The sequence below is a fragment of the Sneathiella chinensis genome, from assembly GCF_012720115.1.
GTDB classification, from domain to species: Bacteria; Pseudomonadota; Alphaproteobacteria; order Sneathiellales; family Sneathiellaceae; genus Sneathiella; species Sneathiella chinensis.
The window spans coordinates 65,120-85,711 of record NZ_VNWN01000004.1 but is presented as its reverse complement, the minus strand read 5'-3'; the positions used below and the strand labels follow the sequence as shown (position 1 = coordinate 85,711).

17 protein-coding genes are annotated in these 20,592 nt (G+C 57.0%); 5 read left to right on the top strand and 12 right to left on the bottom strand.

The genetic code is table 11. From position 1 onward, the window contains the following. Positions 1-36: 36 nt before the first annotated feature. The 5 genes from FQB27_RS07010 to FQB27_RS06990 form a co-directional block, all read right to left on the bottom strand. Positions 37-1,026 (bottom strand): ABC transporter ATP-binding protein, encoded by a 990-nt coding sequence (locus tag FQB27_RS07010; RefSeq protein ID WP_169560199.1) that lies wholly within the window; start codon positions 1,024-1,026, stop codon positions 37-39. Then, entirely contained in the window at positions 1,023-2,015 is a 993-nt protein-coding gene (locus tag FQB27_RS07005; RefSeq protein WP_169560198.1) for an ABC transporter ATP-binding protein, read from the bottom strand. The genes FQB27_RS07010 and FQB27_RS07005 overlap by 4 nt, the downstream gene beginning before the upstream one ends. Positions 2,016-2,017: 2 nt before the next feature. Next, on the bottom strand, positions 2,018-2,938 hold the full coding sequence (locus FQB27_RS07000; RefSeq protein ID WP_169560197.1) for an ABC transporter permease: 921 nt from the start codon (positions 2,936-2,938) through the stop codon (positions 2,018-2,020). After that, complete coding sequence (locus FQB27_RS06995; RefSeq protein WP_206374422.1) at positions 2,935-3,918, bottom strand: ABC transporter permease; 984 nt, start codon at positions 3,916-3,918, stop codon at positions 2,935-2,937. Before FQB27_RS06995 ends, FQB27_RS07000 begins: the two co-directional genes overlap by 4 nt. Positions 3,919-3,980: 62 nt before the next feature. Next, positions 3,981-5,534, bottom strand: coding sequence for an ABC transporter substrate-binding protein (locus FQB27_RS06990; RefSeq protein ID WP_169560196.1), 1,554 nt, complete (start codon positions 5,532-5,534; stop codon positions 3,981-3,983). A 504-nt stretch (positions 5,535-6,038) separates the two neighbouring features. Here FQB27_RS06990 and FQB27_RS06985 point away from each other — a divergent pair. After that, positions 6,039-9,176, top strand: a complete 3,138-nt coding sequence (locus FQB27_RS06985; RefSeq protein ID WP_169560195.1) for a PAS domain S-box protein — start codon at positions 6,039-6,041, stop codon at positions 9,174-9,176. On the opposite strand, the gene edd is transcribed toward FQB27_RS06985, so the two are convergent. The 5 genes from edd to FQB27_RS06960 all read right to left on the bottom strand — a co-directional run bounded on the left by edd (position 9,171) and on the right by FQB27_RS06960 (position 15,449). After that, entirely contained in the window at positions 9,171-10,985 is a 1,815-nt protein-coding gene (gene edd, locus FQB27_RS06980) for a phosphogluconate dehydratase (protein ID WP_169560194.1), read from the bottom strand. The genes FQB27_RS06985 and edd overlap by 6 nt on opposite strands. Positions 10,986-11,004: 19 nt before the next feature. Further along, positions 11,005-11,700, bottom strand: a complete 696-nt coding sequence (gene pgl / locus FQB27_RS06975) for a 6-phosphogluconolactonase (protein WP_169560193.1) — start codon at positions 11,698-11,700, stop codon at positions 11,005-11,007. 8 nt (positions 11,701-11,708) lie between these two features. Then, positions 11,709-13,187, bottom strand: coding sequence for a glucose-6-phosphate dehydrogenase (gene zwf, locus FQB27_RS06970; RefSeq protein ID WP_169560192.1), 1,479 nt, complete (start codon positions 13,185-13,187; stop codon positions 11,709-11,711). A gap of 141 nt (positions 13,188-13,328) precedes the next feature. Next, complete coding sequence (locus FQB27_RS06965; protein ID WP_169560191.1) at positions 13,329-14,552, bottom strand: serine hydrolase domain-containing protein; 1,224 nt, start codon at positions 14,550-14,552, stop codon at positions 13,329-13,331. A gap of 45 nt (positions 14,553-14,597) precedes the next feature. Next, positions 14,598-15,449 (bottom strand): ureidoglycolate lyase, encoded by an 852-nt coding sequence (locus FQB27_RS06960; protein ID WP_169560190.1) that lies wholly within the window; start codon positions 15,447-15,449, stop codon positions 14,598-14,600. A gap of 198 nt (positions 15,450-15,647) precedes the next feature. On the opposite strand from FQB27_RS06960, the gene FQB27_RS06955 reads away from it, so the two are divergent. From FQB27_RS06955 to FQB27_RS06940, 4 genes are read left to right on the top strand one after another with little or no spacing between them, the layout of a single operon-like run. After that, a complete protein-coding gene (locus tag FQB27_RS06955; protein ID WP_169560189.1) occupies positions 15,648-17,333 on the top strand; it encodes a thiamine pyrophosphate-binding protein in 1,686 nt (561 codons plus the stop codon). Next, positions 17,330-17,959, top strand: coding sequence for a glutathione S-transferase family protein (locus FQB27_RS06950; protein WP_169560188.1), 630 nt, complete (start codon positions 17,330-17,332; stop codon positions 17,957-17,959). The genes FQB27_RS06955 and FQB27_RS06950 overlap by 4 nt, the downstream gene beginning before the upstream one ends. A gap of 32 nt (positions 17,960-17,991) precedes the next feature. Next, positions 17,992-18,756, top strand: coding sequence for a sulfite exporter TauE/SafE family protein (locus FQB27_RS06945; RefSeq protein WP_169560187.1), 765 nt, complete (start codon positions 17,992-17,994; stop codon positions 18,754-18,756). A 42-nt stretch (positions 18,757-18,798) separates the two neighbouring features. Then, positions 18,799-19,260 (top strand): YtoQ family protein, encoded by a 462-nt coding sequence (locus FQB27_RS06940; RefSeq protein ID WP_169560186.1) that lies wholly within the window; start codon positions 18,799-18,801, stop codon positions 19,258-19,260. Between the two features lie 19 nt (positions 19,261-19,279). Here FQB27_RS06940 and FQB27_RS06935 read toward each other — a convergent pair whose 3' ends face one another. Together FQB27_RS06935 and FQB27_RS06930 are read right to left on the bottom strand one after the other, a co-directional pair. Further along, positions 19,280-19,744 (bottom strand): lipocalin-like domain-containing protein, encoded by a 465-nt coding sequence (locus FQB27_RS06935; protein WP_169560185.1) that lies wholly within the window; start codon positions 19,742-19,744, stop codon positions 19,280-19,282. A gap of 91 nt (positions 19,745-19,835) precedes the next feature. Beyond that, positions 19,836-20,588, bottom strand: coding sequence for a DUF1194 domain-containing protein (locus FQB27_RS06930; RefSeq protein WP_169560184.1), 753 nt, complete (start codon positions 20,586-20,588; stop codon positions 19,836-19,838). Between the last annotated feature and the right edge of the window lie 4 nt (positions 20,589-20,592).

Sequence of the window (20,592 nt, the reverse complement as noted above, 5' to 3'; positions counted from 1 at the left end):
ATCCGCCCTTATCCGCCGCCTTTTTGTCCTGTTCGATCAGATACGCCCTTCTTCAACGGCGAAACAGGCGGTCTGGCTGCTGCCATTCTGCTTCAGTGTCGGCACCTCGTGGCAACACCGCTCCATGGCATGCGGACAGCGCGGGTGGAAAACGCACCCTTTTGGCAAATCCATGGCGGTCGGCACCTCGCCGGTCATCTTCACATGATTGACGCCGGTTCCATCCATCTTGGGAATGGCACTCAGCAAGGCCTGCGTATAAGGGTGCCGCGGCATGGAAAACAATTTTCGCGTTTCCGCCTGCTCACAGACCGTTCCCAGATACATCACCGCAACCTGACTGCCGAAATGCTCAACAACAGACAGGTCATGGGTGATGAACAGATAGGTCAGGTCCCGTTCCTTCTGGGCATCCATCATCACATTCAGAACCTGCGCCTGAATGGATACATCAAGGGCCGAAATCGGCTCGTCCGCCACAATGAATTCCGGGTCCAGCATCAAGGCGCGGGCAATACTGATCCGCTGTCTCTGGCCGCCTGAAAATTCATGGGGATACCGCTCCCCCCACGCAGGGTCATTCCCGACCGAGCGCATGACCGCATGGACCTTGTCGCGAATTTCCGCATCGCTCATTTGCGGGCGATGAATACGCAGCGGCTCTTCCAGGGTTTGCAGAACCGTCATGCGCGGATTGAGAGACGCATAGGGGTTCTGGAAAATCATCTGCATTTTCTGGTTATAGGGCCGCCGTTCCCGGGTGCTCAGATTATCGATCCGCTTCCCGCGATACCGGATTTCCCCCGCACTCGGCGGATGCAATCCGATCACCGTTCGGGCCAGCGTGGATTTTCCGCACCCGCTTTCCCCGACGAGGCAAAAAGCCTCGCCCTTCGGGACGGTCAGGGTCACATCATTGAGGGCCTTGACCACCGGTTGCGGCGAAGACAGGAAACCTCCTGCCCCGCCGAAACGTTTCTCCACATTCTCGATTTCAACGAGCGGGACAGCTCCTGTATCACTCATTCCGCTCCTCCTGCTCCGACAAAGGCCGGGATACGATCCACATGCACACAGGCCGCTCGGTGCCCCTGTTCTCCCACCAGATCGGGTACCGCCTTCACACAATCCCCATCCGCAAACTCGCAGCGGGGATTGAACGCGCACCCCGCCGGAATGGCGTCCAGCGCCGGCATGGAACCCGGAATCTGGTTCAGCCGCTGGCCCGGCCGGTTCTCCTGCGGCAAGGCCTTCAACAGGCCACGGGTATAGGGATGACGCGGGTTCTTGATCACTTCCTGCGTATATCCTTCCTCGACCACACGGCCTGCATACATAACCATGATCCGTTCCGTCACCTGACTGACCACCGCCAGATCGTGGGTGATCAGGATCAGCCCCACATTGTTGGTTTTGCAAAGCTCCAGCATCAGGGCCATGATCTCGGCCTGAATGGTCACATCCAGCGCGGTGGTTGGCTCATCGGCAATAATAATCGACGGGTCGGTCAGCAATGCGATGGCAATGACCACCCGCTGGCGCATCCCGCCGGACAATTCATGGGGATAGCTGTCCATGCGATTTTCCGGCGACGGGATCATCACTTCACGCAATTTCGAGATTGCGATTTCCCGCGCCTCGGCACTGGAAATATCCCGGTGGGCCTTCAGGCATTCAACCATCTGTGTGCCAATGGTCAAGACCGGGTTCAACGTCATCATCGGGTCCTGAAAGATCATGCTGATCCGATTGCCCCGAATGGTACGCATTTCCTTATCATTCAGCTTGGACAGGTCCCGCCCTTCAAACAGGATTTCCCCGCCGGAGATCCGGCCCGGCTTGCTGAGCAGGTTGAGGATGGAAAAGGCCGCAACGGATTTCCCCGCACCGCTTTCCCCGACGATCCCAAGCCGCTCCCCCTTGTCCAGCGCAAAATCGATACCATACAGCGCCTGAAGGGTTTTCCGACCCAGCGGGAATTCCACCTGTAAATCTTTTACCTCTAACAACGCCATGCTCAGTCCTTGTACAGCTTTGGATTCAAGACATCGCGCAGCCAGTCGCCCAGCAGGTTAATGCTGAGGATCAGGACCACTAGAACAATGCTTGGAATAACCGTAATCCACCATGAGCCGCTGAAAATAAACTCGAACCCGCTGGAAATAAGCGATCCGAGAGACGGTTTGTTGACCGGCATACCAAGACCGAGAAACGACAAGGCCGCCTCGGAGATAATCGCGTTCGCCACCTGAATGGTCGAGATCACCAGAATGGGCGACAGGGTATTGGGCAGGATATGCCGGACCATGATGCGCCATTGGCTCATCCCGATAACGCGGGCGGCATCCACATATTCCTTGTGCTTTTCCGCCAGAACCGAGGCCCGGACTGTCCGCGCATATTGGGGCCATTCCGCAATACCGATCACCATGACCAGCATGAAAATCGCCAGTTCGCTATAAAGCTCCGCCCCGAAGGCCGCCTGGAACACGGCCAGCGTGATAATCGCCACCATCAGGGTGGAAAGGGATAGCTGGATATCAGCCAGACGCATGAAAAACGCATCGACCCGCCCGCCCAGATACCCGGACAAAAGACCGATGGCCACCCCGATGGTGGCTTGCAACAGCACCGCGAAAAAGCCAATGGTCAGGGAAATACGCATCCCGTAAAGGATCGTGCTCAGCATATCGCGCCCTTGCGGGTCGGTCCCCAACAGGAACCGGGCGTCCCCCTCGCTTTTATCCCATACGGGCGGGATTTCGCTGTCCATGATATCGATCGTGGTCAGGTCGTAAGGGTTATAGGGTGCAATAAGCGGTGCCAGAACGGCACAGAGGACCAGCGCCATGACAACGATAAAGCTGCCAACGGCCACCTTGTCCCGGCGGAACCGGAACACAAAATCGGATTTCAGGAAAGTGGCGACCTTGCTCATGACTTCTGCCCCACCAGTTTCACGGTTGGGTTCACCCATGTATAGACCAGATCGACAATTGTATTGGTCACCACAAAAATCAGTCCAACAACAATGATATAGGCAATGATCAGGGGGGTATCGACGCGGTTGACCGCCTCAAGGAACAGGAACCCCATACCCGGCCACTGGAACACGCTTTCCGTCAGGATGGTATAGGCCAGCATGGTCCCCACCTGAACACCGCCCACCGTGATCACCGGCAACAGGGTATTCTTCAGCGCATGGACAAACCAGACCCGCGCCGGATAAAGCCCCTTGGCCCAGGCAAAACGGACATAATCCATCTGCAGGATTTCCATCATTTCAGACCGGATCAGGCGAATGAAAAGCGGCATCATGATGGACGCCAAAGAGAAACTTGGCAGGATCAGGTGAACAAAACCGTCCCAGGTGAAAAACCCGGATTGCCAGCCCAGCAGGTCCGAGGTTTCCCCCCGCCCGTAGGAGGGCATCCAGCCCAGTTCCACGGCAAAGATATAAATTGAGAAAATCGCGGTCAGGAATACCGGCACGGAAATGCCGACAATACTGAACCCCATAATAAACTTGGAAAACCAGCTTTTCGGATTGATGGCGCAAAACACGCCCAGCGGCACCGAGAAAACGACAATGATGAAGGTGGCCCCGATCACCAGTTCAAGAGTTGCCGGAAACTTGGCGGCAATCACCTCAAGCGCGGGTTTCTTGAAAAAATAGGAATTGCCAAGATCCCCCTGAACGGCCTTGGACAGAAAACGGCCATACTGGACAAGAAACGGATCATTCAGCCCCATGCGCTCCCGCATGGCATCCCGTTCCGCCTCCGAGACGGATTGCCCCACCAGCTCGCGCAGCGGGTCTCCCAGATTGTCCTGAATGGAAAAACCGATCAGGCTGATGACAAACATCACCAATATGGCCTGCAGGATACGCCTGATCGCAAAATATAGATAATCCAACGTCTATATCCTTGAAAGGGGGTCGGCACTCCAAGCGGATGCCGACCCTCACATCTACCGGCTTATTCGATGACCAGATCACCGAGATACGGGAAGTTCATCACATTGACGATAGGCTCGATATTCACCCCTTTACGGGATGCCCATGCCAGGTTCTGCCAATGCAGCGGCACAAAGGCAGCATCGTCATACAGGGTTTTTTCCACTTCCTGCAGGACCTTGGCGCGCTCTGCCATATCCGTCATGCTCTGGCTTTTGAGGACCAGTTCATCCACTTTCGGGTTTGAATAATTACCGCTGTTATACTGGCCATACCCGGTTTCAGCATTCGGGGTCATGGTCAGGAATTCAGAGAAGTTGGCGGAATCCTCGGTATCGGAATGCCAACCAATCATCATCATATCCGCAGAGCGTTTATCGAATTCCGGCCAGTACTGAGCCTTCGGCATGGTCTTCAGGTCAACCTTGATGTTGATCTTTGACAGCATGCTGGCAACCGCTTCGGCGATCTTCGCATCGTTCACATACCGGTTGTTCGGCGCCATCATGGTGATGGAGAAACCGTCTTCAAGACCGGCCTCTTTCATCAGCTGCTTGGCTTTTTCAACGTCATAGCGAGGCGTCAGTTCCTCCATATAACCCACATAGCCTTTCGGCCCCTGCTGGGCGGCAACGGTGGCGAAGCCTTTCATGACTTTCTTGACGATACCGTCGTTATTGATGGCATGTACAATCGCCTGACGAACGCGAACATCCTTGAAATGATCAACCCGGTTCTGGTTCATCTGGAAAGTGATGATGCGAGTACCGCTCATGGTGACAAGTTTGGTGTTCGGGTTTTCCTCGATACGCTCCAGATCGGTGGGCGGTACAGGTGCAATGAAATCCACATCGCCGGACAAGAGGGCCGCAACACGGGTCGGGCCTTCCTTGATCGGCGTCATGATGATTTCAGAAACGTTCCCCGGTGACTTGGCATCCCAATAATCGTCAAACCGCTTGAAGGCGACTTTCACGCCCTGCTCGCGGGAGGTGACGACAAACGGGCCGGTACCGGACGCGTTGGTAGAGGCATAGGCATCGCCGTGCTTGACAATGGCCGCCTTGGATTTTCCCTTGTCATCAAAGCCCGTATAGAACTTGCTGTCCATCGGGAAAATATAGGTCGCCTGGTTCAGGACCAGCGGATACGGCGCTGTGGTCACCAGTTCAACGGTGTGCGGATCAACGACCCGCATGCCTTCAAACGGGGCGAACAGGCCCTTGAAATCCGGGCTTTTCTTCAGGCGGTCGAACGTCCAGACCACGTCGAGGGCGGTCATTTCATTGCCTGAATGGAATTTCACGCCCTTGCGCAGGTTGAACCGCATTGTTTTCTCATCAATGCGTTCCCAGCTTTCGGCAAGCCGCCCTTCAAATCCCAGATCGCGGGTCCAGCGGACGAGCGGATCAAACACCATGTGGGAAAATTGCAGGGTTCCCCCGGACAGTTGTTCATGGGGATCCATGGAAACCGGGTCTGCATCATAGGCCAGTTTCAGCGTCTTTGCCTGAACGGCTGTCGAGACCCCCAGACACATCGCAGCAGCGGCAGCCACTGTAAAAATCTTCCTCATTCTTGCCTCCCTTTGCAAGTTGAAGGTTAAAATTCTACGACCCCTTATGTCAGGTAACAAGGACCGAACGACAGCCTGCTACCCATGCGGGTTCTTACAAAACGGAACCTGTCCCTTACAGGACAACTCAGGATATAAAACTAACGAACAAACCATTCCGTCAATAGTAATATGTTAATTAAGACATTTTGGTAGAAAAAGCTAAAAAATATTTTTATTAAAAGTTGTTATACGTGCCGCAAAATGGCAGAAATCTATCGAAAAGGTATTTTCAACGCCCTTCTCGCACCCTGAATTCTTCACTAACAAAGGATAAAATAATCGCAATCCTCGAAGTTGTAATTTAACATTGCCTCAAAAGCCGGAAAACCCCAACGGAAATGCCGGGCAAACAGATCATCAGAGTTGTGTGATTGTACAGCAGACTATGTATTTATTAGCGAATTTAAGCATTCTGTTTCCCGAATCAGCAGAGCGAATAATCAAATACAGGCGGGCCTCCCCATGCTAAAACCGGAGACCCTGCTCGCCCTGACAGATGAGCCTGCCTTCCTGCTGGACAGGGACGGGACACTTCTTGACGGCTCCCCGGCCTTTCAGAAACATGTTGGTGGCCAGCCCTGCGACGGCATGCCGCTTGACCGCCTGCTCTCGCCTGCCGATATGGGACGGCTCCGCAAAGCCATCGCCGCGCATACCGAGGAAGGGCAAAAATTTCGCGTTCCCGGTCTTGTCCTTCCTGGTCCGAACTCCGGCGGAGAGAGGATTGTCGACCTGCTCTGCGCAACCGAAAACAACACGGTCCTCGTCTTTGTCAAACCTGCAGGCCCCGCCCCGGACATGCCCCTTCCCCTGCACGGCCTGACAGACCTTGGGCAGACCCTTCTGGAAAGCATTCCTGCGCCGGTCTTCATCAAGAACACGGACCACATCTATACGGGATGCAACGAGGAATTCCTGAACAGCATCGGCCTTGCCCGGCAGGACCTCATCGGCAAGAGCGTCCATGACATTTCCGCCCCCAATCTGGCTGATACATACAGAAAAGCGGATGATGAATTGTTCGCAGCAGGCGGGCGGCAAGTCTATGAAAGCAAAGTATGCTTTGCCGATGGTACGGTGCGGGATGTGTTATTTCACAAGTCGGTCCTGACTGACAACGCCGGGGCCACCACCGGCCTGATCGGTGTCCTGCTGGATATTTCAGACCTCCGGCAGGCAGAACGGAAATGGCGACAATCGGAAAACATGCTTCGGGCTGTCATTGACAACAGTCCCGCCTATGTCTTCATGAAGGATATGGAAGGGCGCTACTTGCTGGCGGGCAATCATGCCGGCAAAAAATATGGCATGGATGGCGACAAGATCCTTGGTAAGGACGATTTCGAGATTTTCCCGGATGACATCGCCCGCCAGCTCCGGGGCCACGACCAACAGGTTGCCGCCGCGAACCGCCCCCTCACCTTCCGCGAAGATTTCCGGTATCAGGCAGACGAACAGCCCACCCTGACCGTCAAGTTTCCCGTCAATGGGACGGATGGCGAGGTGATTGGAGTGGCCGGGATCGCAACGGACATTAAGGAGCTTGTCGAAACACAAGAACGGCTGGAGCAGATTTCAGAGGGGCTGGAACAGCAGGTTCTGGAGCGAACCCGTGAGTTGACGCAGGAAATTCAGGAACGCAAGAATACCGAGCGAGCTTTCCAGCATATTCTGGACAGCTCCCCGGTGGGGGTCGGGATTGCCAACAAACAATGTGGCACCATCACCTTTGCCAACCGCCGCCTCAAGGACCTGATTGCCCCGCAGGCGAAGACCCTGCTTGGGGAAAAGGCGCACACATTCTGGGCCTCGGATGAGGACCGGCGCACCTTCTTCACCGAGATCAGCGAAACGGGCCATCTGGAAATTATGAACACCCGGATTATTCGCCGGGGCAGCGATCCTTTTCCTGCTGATATTTTCGGACGCCAGTTCAATCTGGGCGATACGGACCAAGTGGTTTTCTGGCTCTATGACCTGACCCAGATCAAGGAGGCACAAAAGGAACTGGAAGCCTCGGAAACCCAATTGAGAAACATTCTGGCCGCCAGTCCCGTTTCCGTTGGTATATCCGAGGTCAACACAGGCCGCTTCACATTCGTCAATGAAAGCCTCGCCACCCTGTTGGGGTGCTCAATGGAACAGTTGATGACCACGTCAACGTTGGGCTTCTGGGTCGATCTGGCGGACCGGGACGCCATGATTGAGGAAGTGTCTGAAACCGGACAGGTCATGGCCCGCGAAGTCCACTTGACCCGGTTCGATGGCAGCCCTTTTTGGGCTCTCAATTCATGGGTAAAGATCATGATTGACGGGCGCGAGAAGATTGTTTCCTGGCTGACGGATATCAGCCCGATCAAGGAGGCAGAGCTTCTGCTGAAGGAAACAAACGACCGCCTTGAAATCCGGGTTGCAGAGCGTACACGGGAATTGGAAAAAGAGATTGCCGACCGCCGCAAGATCGAGGCCGCCCTTCGCGAGAGTGAAGCCAACTTCAAGGCCTCGGCCCTGTCCACATCGGACTGGTTTTGGGCCATGGATGAAAATCTGCGTTTTACCTCCGTATCGGATCGCTTCCAGAAACTGGCGGGTATCCAACCAGAAACCTTCCTTGGCAAGGAACGCTGGGACAATTCCGGCGTCGACCAGTCCTCTGCCGACTGGGAACAGCACAAGCGGGATTTGACGAACCGCAAACCCTTTCGCGATTTCCGCTTCCAGCTTCACAAAACGGACGGCAGCCTGCTGCATATTTCCATCAGCGGCGTACCGATCTTTGACGATCAGGGACAGTTCAGGGGCTACCGGGGGGCTGGCCGTGACATTTCCGGCCTGATCGAGGCAAAGGAACGGTCCCGCAAGATGGAGCAACAACTGCGTCAGGCCCAGAAGATGGAGGCCGTCGGCCAGTTGACCGGCGGCGTTGCCCATGACTTCAACAACATCCTTGCGGTGATCCTTGGCAATGTGGACCTGCTGCAGGAAGCCCTGCCGGAAGACACCCCCGTTTCCCCTTTCATCCGGGCGATTGAGCGATCCAGCACACGGGCAGCCCAGCTAACGCAGCGGCTTCTGGCCTATTCCCGCAAACAGTCCCTGCATCCCCAGATGCTGCAACTGGATCACCTGACCCTTGAAATGCTGGACATGATCGACCGCCTTCTGGGGGAAACCATCCTTGTCCGGTTCGAGCATACCCCCGGCATCTGGCCGATTTTCGCCGACCCCAGCCAGATCGAGAACTCCCTCCTGAATTTCTGTATCAATGCCCGGGATGCCATGCCCGAAGGCGGCAACCTGACCATTCGAACCTTCAACCGAACCGTTTCAAAAGAAGAGGCACTGGAACTGAACGACGTTACGGCAGGGGAATATGTGGGCCTGTCCGTTGAGGATACCGGCAAGGGAATGGATGCGGCAACACTGGAACATGTGTTCGAACCTTTCTTCACCACGAAAGAGGTCGGGAAAGGCACCGGCCTCGGGCTCAGCATGATCTATGGATTTGCCAAGCAGTCCAACGGCTTTGTTACACTGGAAAGCGAACCCGGTCAGGGCACCACGGCCAGCATCTTTCTGCCGCGCGCCACCCCCTCATGAGGAAAACAGGGTCACGGCTCCCGTCTCGGCGGAGCTGACCCGCTCCCGCATGCCGGCGAACAATTCCCGCCCGGACCCGAAGGCCGACCTGTTCGGGGATGGGTTCTCTGTGCCGCGGCGTTCAAGCGTCTCTCTATCCACCTGCACCTGCAAGACCCCTTTTTCCCCATCCAGCGTGATCACATCCCCATCGCGAATGCGGGCAATATTCCCGTCGCTCAGGGCTTCGGGGCTGACATGGATGGCCGCTGGCACCTTGCCAGACGCCCCGGACATCCGCCCATCCGTCACCAGTGCGACCCGGTATCCCAAATCCTGCAACAGGCCAAGGGCCGGGGTCAGCTTGTGCAGTTCCGGCATGCCATTGGCCTTGGGCCCCTGATTTCGAAGAACCGCCACAAAATCCCGGTGCAGCTTTCCCGCCTCAAAGGCTGACAGAAATTCATCCTGATCCCGGAAGACGGCGGCCGGGGCCTCCACAAAACGATGCGGTTCCTTGACCGCGGAAAGCTTGATGATGGACCGGCCCAGATTGCCGGTCAGCATCTTCAGGCCGCCTGTCGGCTGAAAAGGGCCTGATGCCGGGCGAAGAATATCGGGATCAAGCGATGTATCGGCCCCGTCCCGCCACTCAAGACACTCCCCAACAAGGAAGGGTTCCTGCTGATACCGGCGCAAGCCTGCCCCGGCAATGGTGGAGACATCCTCGTGCAGGTACCCTTCATCCAACAAGGTGCGGACCAGAAAGGCGAACCCGCCTGCTGCATGGAAATGGTTTACATCCGCCTTGCCGTTGGGATAAATCCGCGTCACCAGCGGAACGCATTCCGACAAATCGGCAAAATCCTGCCATGTCAGATGAATACCGGCGGCTTTTGCCATGGCCAGAAGATGCAGGGTCAGGTTCGTTGATCCCCCGGTGGCCAGCAACCCGACCACGGCGTTGACAAAGGCCCGCTCGTCCAGTTGCTGCCCAAGGGGCGGATGGGAAGCATCCCGCGCAAGGGCGACGGCCCGCCGGGCGGCCTCGCGGGTCAAGGCCTCGCGAAGGGGCGTTCCCGGATTGATAAAAGCCGTCCCCGGCAGATGGAGGCCCATCAGTTCCATCAACATCTGGTTGGTATTGGCGGTCCCGTAAAATGTACAGGTCCCCGGACTGTGATAGGAGGCACTTTCGGCCGCAAACAGCTCGTCCCGCCCGATGGCCCCGCGAGCAAATTCCTGCCGGATGCGGGCCTTTTCGTCATTGGGCAACCCGGAGGGCATGGGGCCCGCCGGGACAAAGATCACCGGCAAATGCCCAAAGGCCAGCGCTCCGATCAGCAGGCCCGGCACGATCTTGTCGCACACCCCAAGGCAAAGCACCGCATCGAACACGTTATGGCTGAGGGCAACCCCGGTTGCCATGGCAATGACATCCCGGCTGAACAGGGACAAATCCATCCCGTCCTGCCCCTGCGTGACCCCGTCGCACATGGCGGGAACCCCGCCTGCGAACTGGGCGAAGGCCCCTTCTTCGCGGGCTGCCGCCTTGATCAGGTCCGGGTAATCCTTCAACGGTTGATGGGCGGACAGCATATCGTTATAGGCCGAGACAATCCCGATATTGACCGCCCCCTTATCCGGGTAGAATGCCTTGACCGCGTCCGGTGACGCCGCGCAGGCATGAGCAAGGTTTCCGCAGGATAACGACGCCCGGTTCGGCCCCGCCTCTCTGGCCGCCTTGATCTGTTCCAGATAGGCCAAGCGGGTTTCCCGACTTCGTTCTGCAATGCGCCGGGTCACGTCCTGAATTGATTTGCGTACCATCCGTCTATGCCTCTCTTGCTCAGGCGGCCCAGAACAGCGCCTTTTCCCCCGATGCCTGTTGAAGGACCGTGCCGACCGGGGCCGTTTTCATCCCCGCCAGAATTTTCTGAAGGATCTCCAGCTTCAAACTGCCGGTGATAAACAACACCATATGCCGGGCACTTGTCAGCGCTGGTGCTGTCAGGGTCATTCTCTCATCCGGTGCGGTTTTCGGCATTACCCGCGCCACCAATCCCGCCCGGTCCGGGTCCAGCAAGGCCTCAATTCCATCGGCGCAGGGGAACAGCGATGCCGTATGCCCGTCTTCCCCCATCCCCAGAATGACAACGTCCGGGCGCTCTCTCAGGAACTCAAGCCGCTTTTCTATTGTGCCGGTGGCTGATTGCGCGTCCATCCCCGGCTCATACAGGCTGACAAGGCGAGCCTCTGCCGCTGCGTTCTGTAACAGGCAGGTCTGTACCATCGCTTCGTTGCTGCGCTCGCTGCCCCGCTCCACCCAGCGTTCATCGGACAGCAACACCACAACATGCTTCCAGTCCACCTCATGACGGCTGAGCAATTCCAGCATGGGCCCCGGCGTTGAACCGCCAGACACCACCAGCACGGCCCGGCCCCGTTTTCGCACAGCGTCCTGCAGGCGGTCCGCCGCAAAATCCGCAAGGGCAGAATTCACCTGCTCCCGCGCCGAGTAAAGATATTCAGTGAGGACAGTCATGATGATCCCTAGGTTTCCTCTCCGTCATGCCAGGTGCGGTTATCCCGTGCCATCAGTGCCGTTGAGGCATTCGGCCCCATTGTCCCGCCCTGATACGGGGAAAGCTCAACCTGATCCTCCTGCCAGGCGTCCAGAATGGGTTCGATCCACGCCCAAGACGCCTCCAGTTCATCCCGCCGCATGAACAGGGTCGAATTCCCCCGCACCGCATCCAGAATAAGACGCTCATACGCCTCGGGGGAGCGACTGCGGAACACATCCGAGAAACTGAGGTTCAGCGGCGTTTGCTGAAGGCGAATTCCGCCGGGCCCCGGCACCTTGCTCGTCATGATCAGCTTGATCCCTTCATCCGGCTGCAACCGGATGATCAGGCGGTTTGCCTTTATCCCTCTGGCGGCCTGATTGAAAATGGGATGGGGTACCGGCTTGAACTGGATGACAATTTCCGAAAATTTCCGGCGCAGTCGCTTACCCGTCCGCAAATAGAAAGGCACCCCCGTCCAGCGCCAGTTCTCCACCTCGGCCTTCAGGGCGGCAAAGGTTTCCGTCTGGCTTTCCCCGATGGCAAGGTCATCTAGATAACCCGGCGTTGCCAACCCGCCGATGGCGCCGGGTTCATACTGGCCGCGCACCGTCTTGTCCGCCACATCCGCATCGGACAGGGGACGCAGGCTTTTCAGAACTTTCAGTTTTTCATCGCGCACATCATCCTGATCGAAATGGGCGGGCGGTTCCATCGCCACAAGACACAATAGCTGCATCAGGTGGTTCTGCATCATATCCCGAAGGGCACCGCTTTTATCGTAATAGTCGCCCCGGCCTTCAACCCCGATGGTTTCGGCAACCGTGATCTGCACACTGTCGATCATGCCATGATGCCAAACCGGTTCAAACAGGGAGTTGCCGAACCGCAGAACCATCAGGTTCTGAACCGTTTCCTTGCCCAGATAGTGATCAATCCTGAAAATCTGGTCTTCCCGAAAATTCCTGCCGATCTGTTCATTGACCTGTTTCGCGGTGGCAAGGTCCATACCGAGCGGCTTTTCCAGAACGATCCGGGTCTCGTCCGTAATCACCCCAGCCGCATGCAACTGATCCCCGATTTTCCCAAACAGGTCGGAATGGGTCGCCAGATAAAAGACCCGCACCCGGTCCCGCCGCCGGTCCAGAATTTCTTTCAGCTTGAGAAAATCATGCCCGTTATCCGCATCCAGTTGCAGATAACTGAGGCGCCGGGAGAAAGCGTCCCAATCGGCGTCGGAAAAGGGATAGTCGGCCATATGCTTGACGCATCCGGCCCGGACCATGGCGATATAGTCGTCACGGGACAGGTCTGACCGGCCAAGGGCAATGATATCACTTTCCTCGGGAAGTCGTTTGTCGCATTCACTGAACAGCAGGGCCGGCATCAGCTTGCGGATGGCAAGATCGCCGGTACCGCCAAAGACGACAAACTCAAAGGGTTTTACACCAAGTGCGATACTCATTCTTCATCCCCTTTTCCTGTAATCCGGCCGCGACAAGACCAGATTACAGGATTATTCCCTAAGGGGAAGATGATCATTCCTGCCACAAGTTCAACTCCCCGTGCGGGCAGGCCCGGCGGGGAGTGCGGGCAGGCCCCGCGATCAGTCGATCATCGCCTGATAGACCAGTGCGCGGATTTCCTTGCGGAGCGGATGGTAGCTGGACGGCAGAAGCTGCGTCGAGAACACAACCGTCAGGTCCTCCAGCGGGTCCACCCAGAACACCGTGCTGGCCAAACCGCCCCAGCCGAAATCACCGGGGGTGCCCAGCATCTGCGCCTTGGCCGGGTTCAGCATGACCCAACCGCCAAGACCGAAACCGACCCCTTCGAAGGACACTTCGGAAAAGACCGGCTGCCCCATGGAGGCCAAATCGCCCGGCATATGATTTTCCATCATGAACTCGACGGTCCGGCTTCCCAGAATACGGGGGCCGTCTTCTCCCAGCGCCCCGCGCTGACGGATCATCTCGGCAAATTTTGAATAATCTTCCACGGTCGAGACCAGACCGCCCCCACCGGAAAAGCCCTGCACACGCCCTTCGGCAAACAGGGAATCCTCGGCCCGGTCAACAAGACGCAGGCTGCCATCGCGCTTCGGCGTATAGGAGGAGGCAAACCGGCCCACCATTTCCGGCGTCACATCAAAGCGGGTATCCTTCATGCCCAACGGCTCAAGGATGACTTCCCGAAGATAGACATCCAGCGACTTGCCGGAGATAACCTCCACAAGTCGGCCCACCACATCCGTGGACACACCATAGTTCCACCGGGTACCCGGCTCGAATTTCAGAGGCAGACGGGCCAGCCGCTCCACCTGATCCTCAAGCGTGCCGCGGTTGGGCATGAAGTCCATCTTTTCCTCGGCGTAGGCGTCTTCCAGAACCCCCTTGTTGAAGTCGTAGGTCAGCCCGGAACAGTGGGTCAGAAGATGATGGATTGTCGGCTTGGTCCGGCAAGGCTCGGTATCATCCAGCGACACCGCATTTTTCCGCATGACCCGCATATCGGCAAAGGCCGGGATGAACCGCTCGATCGGGTCATCCAGATGGAACAGACCCTTTTCATACAGGGTCATCAGAGCCACGGAGGTGATCGGCTTGGTCATGGAATAGAACCGTGCGATCGTATCCCCTGTCCAGTCCTGCGCCCGTTCCACATCCCGGTAACCTGTCCAGTTTGAATAGACAACCTCGCCTTCCCGCATGACCAGCGTCTGTGCGCCCGGCAGCTTTCCGGCCTCCACATATCGCTTCATCCAGTCTGTGATATTTTCAAGACGCTGTTTACAAAAGCCCAGATCTTCCGGCCGTGCGGTTACTTCCATAATCCACCTTTTCCTGTTTTTCTGTTTATTGTGTTACTGATTGACTTACCGGCTTGCCGGGACTGTTGTCTGGCACTGTTCTCCCAGTCCCACAACACCAAGCCGCACCGTCTGTCCGGCCTTCAGGAAGACAGGCTCCGGCTTTTGTCCCATGCCGACACCCGGCGGGGTGCCGGTTGTGATCACATCACCGGGTTCCAGTGTCATGAACTCGCTCAAATGGGCAATAAGGGTCGCCACATCGAAAATCATGGTACCCGTATTCCCCTGCTGGTAACGATGTCCATCCACCTCCAGCCACAATTCAAGGTCCTGCGGGTCCGCGATCTCGTCGCGGGTTACCAGCCACGGGCCGATGGGGCCGAAGGTATCGTGACATTTTCCCTTCATCCACTGGCCGCCGCGGTCGTTCTGGAAGGCCCGCTCGGACACATCATTGACCACGCAATAGCCGGCCACATGGTCCAGCGCCGCCTCGCGGGAGACATATTTGGCCCGTTTTCCGATCACAACGCCAAGTTCCACTTCCCAGTCGGTTTTCTCAGACCCTTGCGGAATCTGAAGATCATCATTGGGACCACAAATGGCCGAGGTGGCCTTCATGAAGGCAATCGGCTGTTCCGGCACCGGCATGCCTGCCTCGGCTGCGTGATCCGAATAATTCAGACCAATACCGATCATCTTGCCAATTTTGCCAACACAGGCACCAATCCGCACGCCCTCGGGGGCAAGCGGCAGGCTGTCCGTGTCAATGGCGGCAATCCGGGCAAGCCCGTCATCGCCAAGACAGTCCCCGGTAATATCCGGGACGACCCCGGACAAATCGCGAAGACGGCCTTCCGTATCCAGAATACCGGGTTTTTCCTGACCAACAGGTCCAAATCGGAGAAGTTTCATACTAATCCCTGCCTTTTAAGTTCGTATATTGTCCGGGAGGTTTGCCGTGTCTTCATTCTTCTTTGGTTATTCGGCACGACACCCCATTGCCTCGGACAGGATGTTTCTGATAACAATTTATAGCATTATTATTCACTTCCGAAAGCCCAATCCGGTTTGGTTCACCGGCCAAAACCTTTCGAAGCAATGAGGGAACCCATGTCAGCAGCGTCCAAACCCCGCATTGGCGGTCATATTCTTGCAGAACAGCTTGCCATCCAGAATGTGGATACAGTGTTTTGTGTTCCCGGTGAAAGCCATCTTGCCCTGCTGGATGGACTTTACACACACGAAAAGGATATCAAGGTCATCAACACCCGCCATGAAGGCGGTGCCTCGAACATGGCTGAGGCTTATGGCAAGCTGACCGGCAAACCCGGCATCTGTCTTGTGACCCGCGGGCCGGGCGCCACCAACGCGTCCTGCGGGCTGCATACGGGTTTTCAGGACAGCACCCCCATGATCCTGCTGATCGGTCAGGTCGGGCGGGACATGATGGACCGCGAGGCCTTTCAGGAAATCGACTATAGCCACATGTTCGGCCAGATGGCCAAATGGGTGGCCCAGATCGACAGCACCGAACGCATCCCCGAATATATCAATCAGGCCTTTCATGTTGCCCTGTCCGGTCGCCCCGGCCCGGTTGTCCTTGCCCTGCCGGAAGACATGCTGAGCGGAACCGCCGTCACCCCGGACCTGAAAGCCGCCGCCAAGGCCCCCCGCCCGGTCCCAAGCCAGCCCGACCTTGACGAATTGCACGGCTTGCTGGCCAAGGCGGAACGCCCCTTCATGATTGTTGGCGGCCCCACATGGTCACAGGAAGCCGTGGATGACATTGTTGCCTTTGCGGAAAATCACGGCATTGCCGTCGGTGCGTCCCTGCGGTCTCAGGATTGCTTCGACAACCGGCATGATCATTATGCCGGGGATGTGGCCATTGCCGTCAATCCGAAACTGGCCGAGCGCGTACGGAACAGCGACCTGTTGCTGGCGATTGGGCCGCGCCTTGGGGAAATGACAACACAAGGCTACACCCTGCTGGGGGTGCCGGAGACAGAACAGAAACTGGTCCATGTCCTGACTGGCGCCGAGGAAATCGGCCGCGTCTATCGTCCTGATCTTGGCATCAACTGCGCCATGCCGGAATTTGCCCGCGCCGCCCGCGCCCTTGCCCCGACAGCCAATGACGCCAAGCGGGAATGGGTTGCCAGCGCACGGGCCGATTATCTGCAAAGGATCCAGCCGACAGAGGTACCGGGTTCCGTCAACATGTCTGAAATCGTGTCATGGCTGAACCAGACTCTTGACGAGGATGCCATTGTCACCGCCGGTGCCGGGAACTATGCCGTGTGGGTGCACCGGTTTTTCCAGCACAAGAAATTCCGCACCCAGATTGCCCCGACCAATGGCGCCATGGGATACAGTGTCCCGGCGGCCATTTCCGCGAAGCTGACCGCCCCGAACCGTCAGGTGGTCAGTTTCAGCGGTGATGGTTGCTTCATGATGCTGGGTCAGGAACTGGCCACAGCCGCGCAATTCGGCGCCAATGTGATTTTCGTGATCGTCAATAACGGCATGCTGGGCACCATCCGTATGCATCAGGAACGTCATTACCCGGAACGCGTGATCGGCACAGGATTGCAGAACCCCGATTTCGTCAAACTGGCCGAGGCCTATGGCGCCCACGGGGAACGGGTAACAAAAACCGCTGATTTCATGGATGCTTTTGCCCGCGCCAGCGCAAGCGGCAAGCCCGCCGTGATTGAGGTCGTTGTCGACCCCGAGGCCCTGACACCGGTTCAAAGCCTGTCGGAAATCCGGGCGGAAGGTAAATCAAGACAATGATTGACCTGTACACATGGGGGACACCAAACGGCCGGAAGGTGTCCATCATGCTGGAAGAGGTCAACCTTCCCTATACCGTACATCCTGTGGATATCGGCAAGAATGAACAGTTTGCGCCTGATTTCCTCGCCATCAGTCCCAACAATAAAATCCCGGCCATTCACGACCGGGAAACCGGCATTTCCCTGATGGAAAGCGGGGCCATATTGCTGTATCTGGCGGAAAAGACCGGGCGGCTTCTGCCACCGGGAGAGAAGAAATGGCCCGTGATCGAATGGCTGATGTGGCAAATGAGCGGCGCGGGTCCCATGCTGGGGCAGGCCCATCATTTCCTGAAATTCCACAAAGGCATTGCCCCCTATGCGGAGGAGCGATACCACAACGAGGCACAGCGCCTTTATTCCGTCCTTGATGCCCGGCTGAAAGGCCGGGACTATGTGGCCGATGACTATTCCATCGCCGATATCGCCATCTGGCCGTGGATTTCACGATTTGAATGGCAGAATATCAACCTGACGGACTTTCCCAATGTCAGGCAATGGTATTGCCGGATCGCCGACCGACCGGCAGTGCAAAAAGGCTATCACATCCCGACCCATCTTAACGACATCCCCCTACCGGCCTGACCTGTCAGCCCCTTCTGTAAAGTAGCACCCGTATGCTGGATCAACTCCTGAATGACATCAATCTCTATCACCTGACCATCATTTGCGCGGCCTTGTTGTGCGGTGCCATCGTCAAGGGGGTGTCCTCATTCGGCCTGCCAACCATTGCCATGCCCATCATGATACTGGTTCTGCCGCTGCCATCCGCCGTATCGGTTCTGGTGGTTCCCCTGATCCTCAGCAATCTGGTCCAAATGTCTATTGCCGGAGATATCAAGCGATCCATCAAGCGGCACTGGAACCTGTATCTGCCGACCCTTCTGTCCCTGCCCGTAGGTGTGTATTTCCTGACCAGCGCGGATACCCATCTTCTGACACTCGTTGTGGGCGGTGTGCTGACTTTTGTATCGCTGCTGGAATTGGCTGGCATCCAGTTGAAGGTCCTGTCCCGGCATGAAACGGTTTTTGCCCCGGCCATCGGTATTGTTTCCGGCATCATCGGGGGCATGACAACCCTGTTTGCCATCATGCCGATCTTTTTCCTGATTACGCTGGGCCTGACCAAGGAACGGTTTGTCTCGGCCGTCAGCGTGCTGCTTTTCTCCGGCAGTGTGGTTCTGGCCATCAGCCTCCAGCGGACGGCCGCCCTCGGCTCTCTGGAACTGGTCTATGGCCTGATCGGCATGATCCCCATCTATCTCGGGATCAAGCTTGGAACCCATCTCAGGAACTATGTCAATCCGGACCACTTTAAGAAAGGTGTCCTCAGCCTGTTGTTCCTGATCGGGTGCAGCATGATAATCCGGGCCCTTGTCTGACCGGCGACGCCCCCTCTAACCGAAGCGAAGGAAGGTTACCCCATGAACAAAATCTGGAACATCTATCTGTCCGGTGAAATCCACTCCGACTGGCGGGAACGGATCGCCGCTGGCATCAAAGAGGCAGAACTGCCCGTTTCACTGTCCGCACCGGTGACCGTCCATGCCGACAGTGACGATTGCGGTGTTGCCATCTTTGGTGCCGAAGACAACAAATACTGGCATGACCACAAAGGTGCCATGCTGAATGCGGTCCGCACCGGAACCCTGCTGCGCGAGGCGGATATCGCCATTATCCGTTTCGGGGAAAAGTACAAACAATGGAACGCGGCCTTTGATGCGGGCTATTGCGCAGCCCTTGGTACGCCGTATATCACCCTGCACCCGGAAGAACATGACCATGCCCTGAAAGAGGTGGACGCCGCAGCCTCCGCCATGGCACGCACCCCGGAACAGGTGGTTCAGGCGCTTGGCTATATCATCAACGGGACGCTGCCGCGCTAATTTGGCGGCGGCCCCACTTTCAGTCGGCAGAAAATCGACTATTCCCTGCCGACTGGCTTTCCGGCTCCCGGATATAGGGGATTGTGCGTCCCGTATCGTCAACCAGGGTCATTGCGTTTTTATCGGCGCGAAGGGACTGCACCCGATAGCGCATGGAAAAATCGAAGGAGACCCCGTTTCCGATACTGCGCCCTTCAAGGACAAGATGATCCCCATCCATCGACCAGGTGGAATAGGGAAGCGTTGCCATATTGATGGAAAACGCTTTGCCATCTGCCCGCAGTTCCATCCCCTGATAAAGAGCTGTTCCTTCCAGCGCCGGTTTTTCCTCCAACCAGCTACCCACCATATGATCCGGTGTCGGCGTCAGGAAAATATCGCTTTCCATCACATTGAACCTGTAAATGCCCAACGCGGTCACAACGACCACACCCCCAACAACAATCAGCGCAACACCGCCCAACATTTTCCTGAAAATATTCATTCCCCTCGTTCGCCTTGCGATCCGGTCTAAAACAACATTCTTATCTCGGTTAGCATCTAGGGGAAGAAAATGTCACCTCGATGGCAAGGGTCTATTCCAGATCGCTGGAAGTCGGCGGCGTCCCGGAAATCAGGCGCGGCCGGATTTCCCGAATAAGTTTTCGCTGCACGGCATCGTCAAAATCATCATAGCTGGAGGCCACCTCAACAAAGGCCCCCGGTCCGCCGATCACATGGTCCCTGAAATAATGATCCAGGGTTGGCACCTCATTCAGGATGGTCAGGCCATTGATGGTCACCCCGGCCGCCACGGCCAGATCCCGGGCCTCGTCCGGGCTGAGACCACTGTTATCGCGGCCGTCACTGGAGATATCAATGACCTTTCGGAAAGATTGAAAACCGCTTGATCGGAACGCCGCGAGGGAAAATCGGATGGCCCCGGCCAGCGAAGTGCCCCCGTCCGATGCAAGACGGGGCATGACCTCAATACGGTCCGCCAAAGCCCGAACCTCCCCGGCTGTAGACAACCGCTCCCACGGGATCGCCATGATCTGGACATCCTGCTTTGACCATTGAATAACGCTGACAGCAATGGCGCCAACAGCCCCCTCCCCGATCAGGCGGGCCACATCGGGCTGGCGCAGCGCGTGAGCCAACCCCTCCCGCTGCAACCGAAACTCCGTGGCGTCAACACTGTAGGAACAGTCCACCGCCAGAACCAGTTCCATATCCACATCCTGTCTGGCGTGGGCCGGGGCCCCCTCTCCGGCAAGGGCCAGACCCACAGCCCCAAACAGAAGCACCCACAGTGCCCTGATCAGGCTTTGAACGGTTCTGCATTTCATCCAC

What these genes read in the sequence shown, in the direction of transcription:
- FQB27_RS07010 (WP_169560199.1), bottom strand. Translation starts at nt 1,026, where the DNA reads ATGAGTGATACAGGAGCTGTCCCGCTCGTTGAAATCGAGAATGTGGAG.
- FQB27_RS07005 (WP_169560198.1), bottom strand. Translation starts at nt 2,015, where the DNA reads ATGGCGTTGTTAGAGGTAAAAGATTTACAGGTGGAATTCCCGCTGGGT.
- FQB27_RS07000 (WP_169560197.1), bottom strand. Translation starts at nt 2,938, where the DNA reads ATGAGCAAGGTCGCCACTTTCCTGAAATCCGATTTTGTGTTCCGGTTC.
- FQB27_RS06990 (WP_169560196.1), bottom strand. Translation starts at nt 5,534, where the DNA reads ATGAGGAAGATTTTTACAGTGGCTGCCGCTGCTGCGATGTGTCTGGGG.
- FQB27_RS06985 (WP_169560195.1), top strand. Translation starts at nt 6,039, where the DNA reads ATGCTAAAACCGGAGACCCTGCTCGCCCTGACAGATGAGCCTGCCTTC.
- edd (WP_169560194.1), bottom strand. Translation starts at nt 10,985, where the DNA reads ATGGTACGCAAATCAATTCAGGACGTGACCCGGCGCATTGCAGAACGA.
- pgl (WP_169560193.1), bottom strand. Translation starts at nt 11,700, where the DNA reads ATGACTGTCCTCACTGAATATCTTTACTCGGCGCGGGAGCAGGTGAAT.
- zwf (WP_169560192.1), bottom strand. Translation starts at nt 13,187, where the DNA reads ATGAGTATCGCACTTGGTGTAAAACCCTTTGAGTTTGTCGTCTTTGGC.
- FQB27_RS06965 (WP_169560191.1), bottom strand. Translation starts at nt 14,552, where the DNA reads ATGGAAGTAACCGCACGGCCGGAAGATCTGGGCTTTTGTAAACAGCGT.
- FQB27_RS06960 (WP_169560190.1), bottom strand. Translation starts at nt 15,449, where the DNA reads ATGAAACTTCTCCGATTTGGACCTGTTGGTCAGGAAAAACCCGGTATT.
- FQB27_RS06955 (WP_169560189.1), top strand. Translation starts at nt 15,648, where the DNA reads ATGTCAGCAGCGTCCAAACCCCGCATTGGCGGTCATATTCTTGCAGAA.
- FQB27_RS06950 (WP_169560188.1), top strand. Translation starts at nt 17,330, where the DNA reads ATGATTGACCTGTACACATGGGGGACACCAAACGGCCGGAAGGTGTCC.
- FQB27_RS06945 (WP_169560187.1), top strand. Translation starts at nt 17,992, where the DNA reads ATGCTGGATCAACTCCTGAATGACATCAATCTCTATCACCTGACCATC.
- FQB27_RS06940 (WP_169560186.1), top strand. Translation starts at nt 18,799, where the DNA reads ATGAACAAAATCTGGAACATCTATCTGTCCGGTGAAATCCACTCCGAC.
- FQB27_RS06935 (WP_169560185.1), bottom strand. Translation starts at nt 19,744, where the DNA reads ATGAATATTTTCAGGAAAATGTTGGGCGGTGTTGCGCTGATTGTTGTT.
- FQB27_RS06930 (WP_169560184.1), bottom strand. Translation starts at nt 20,588, where the DNA reads ATGAAATGCAGAACCGTTCAAAGCCTGATCAGGGCACTGTGGGTGCTT.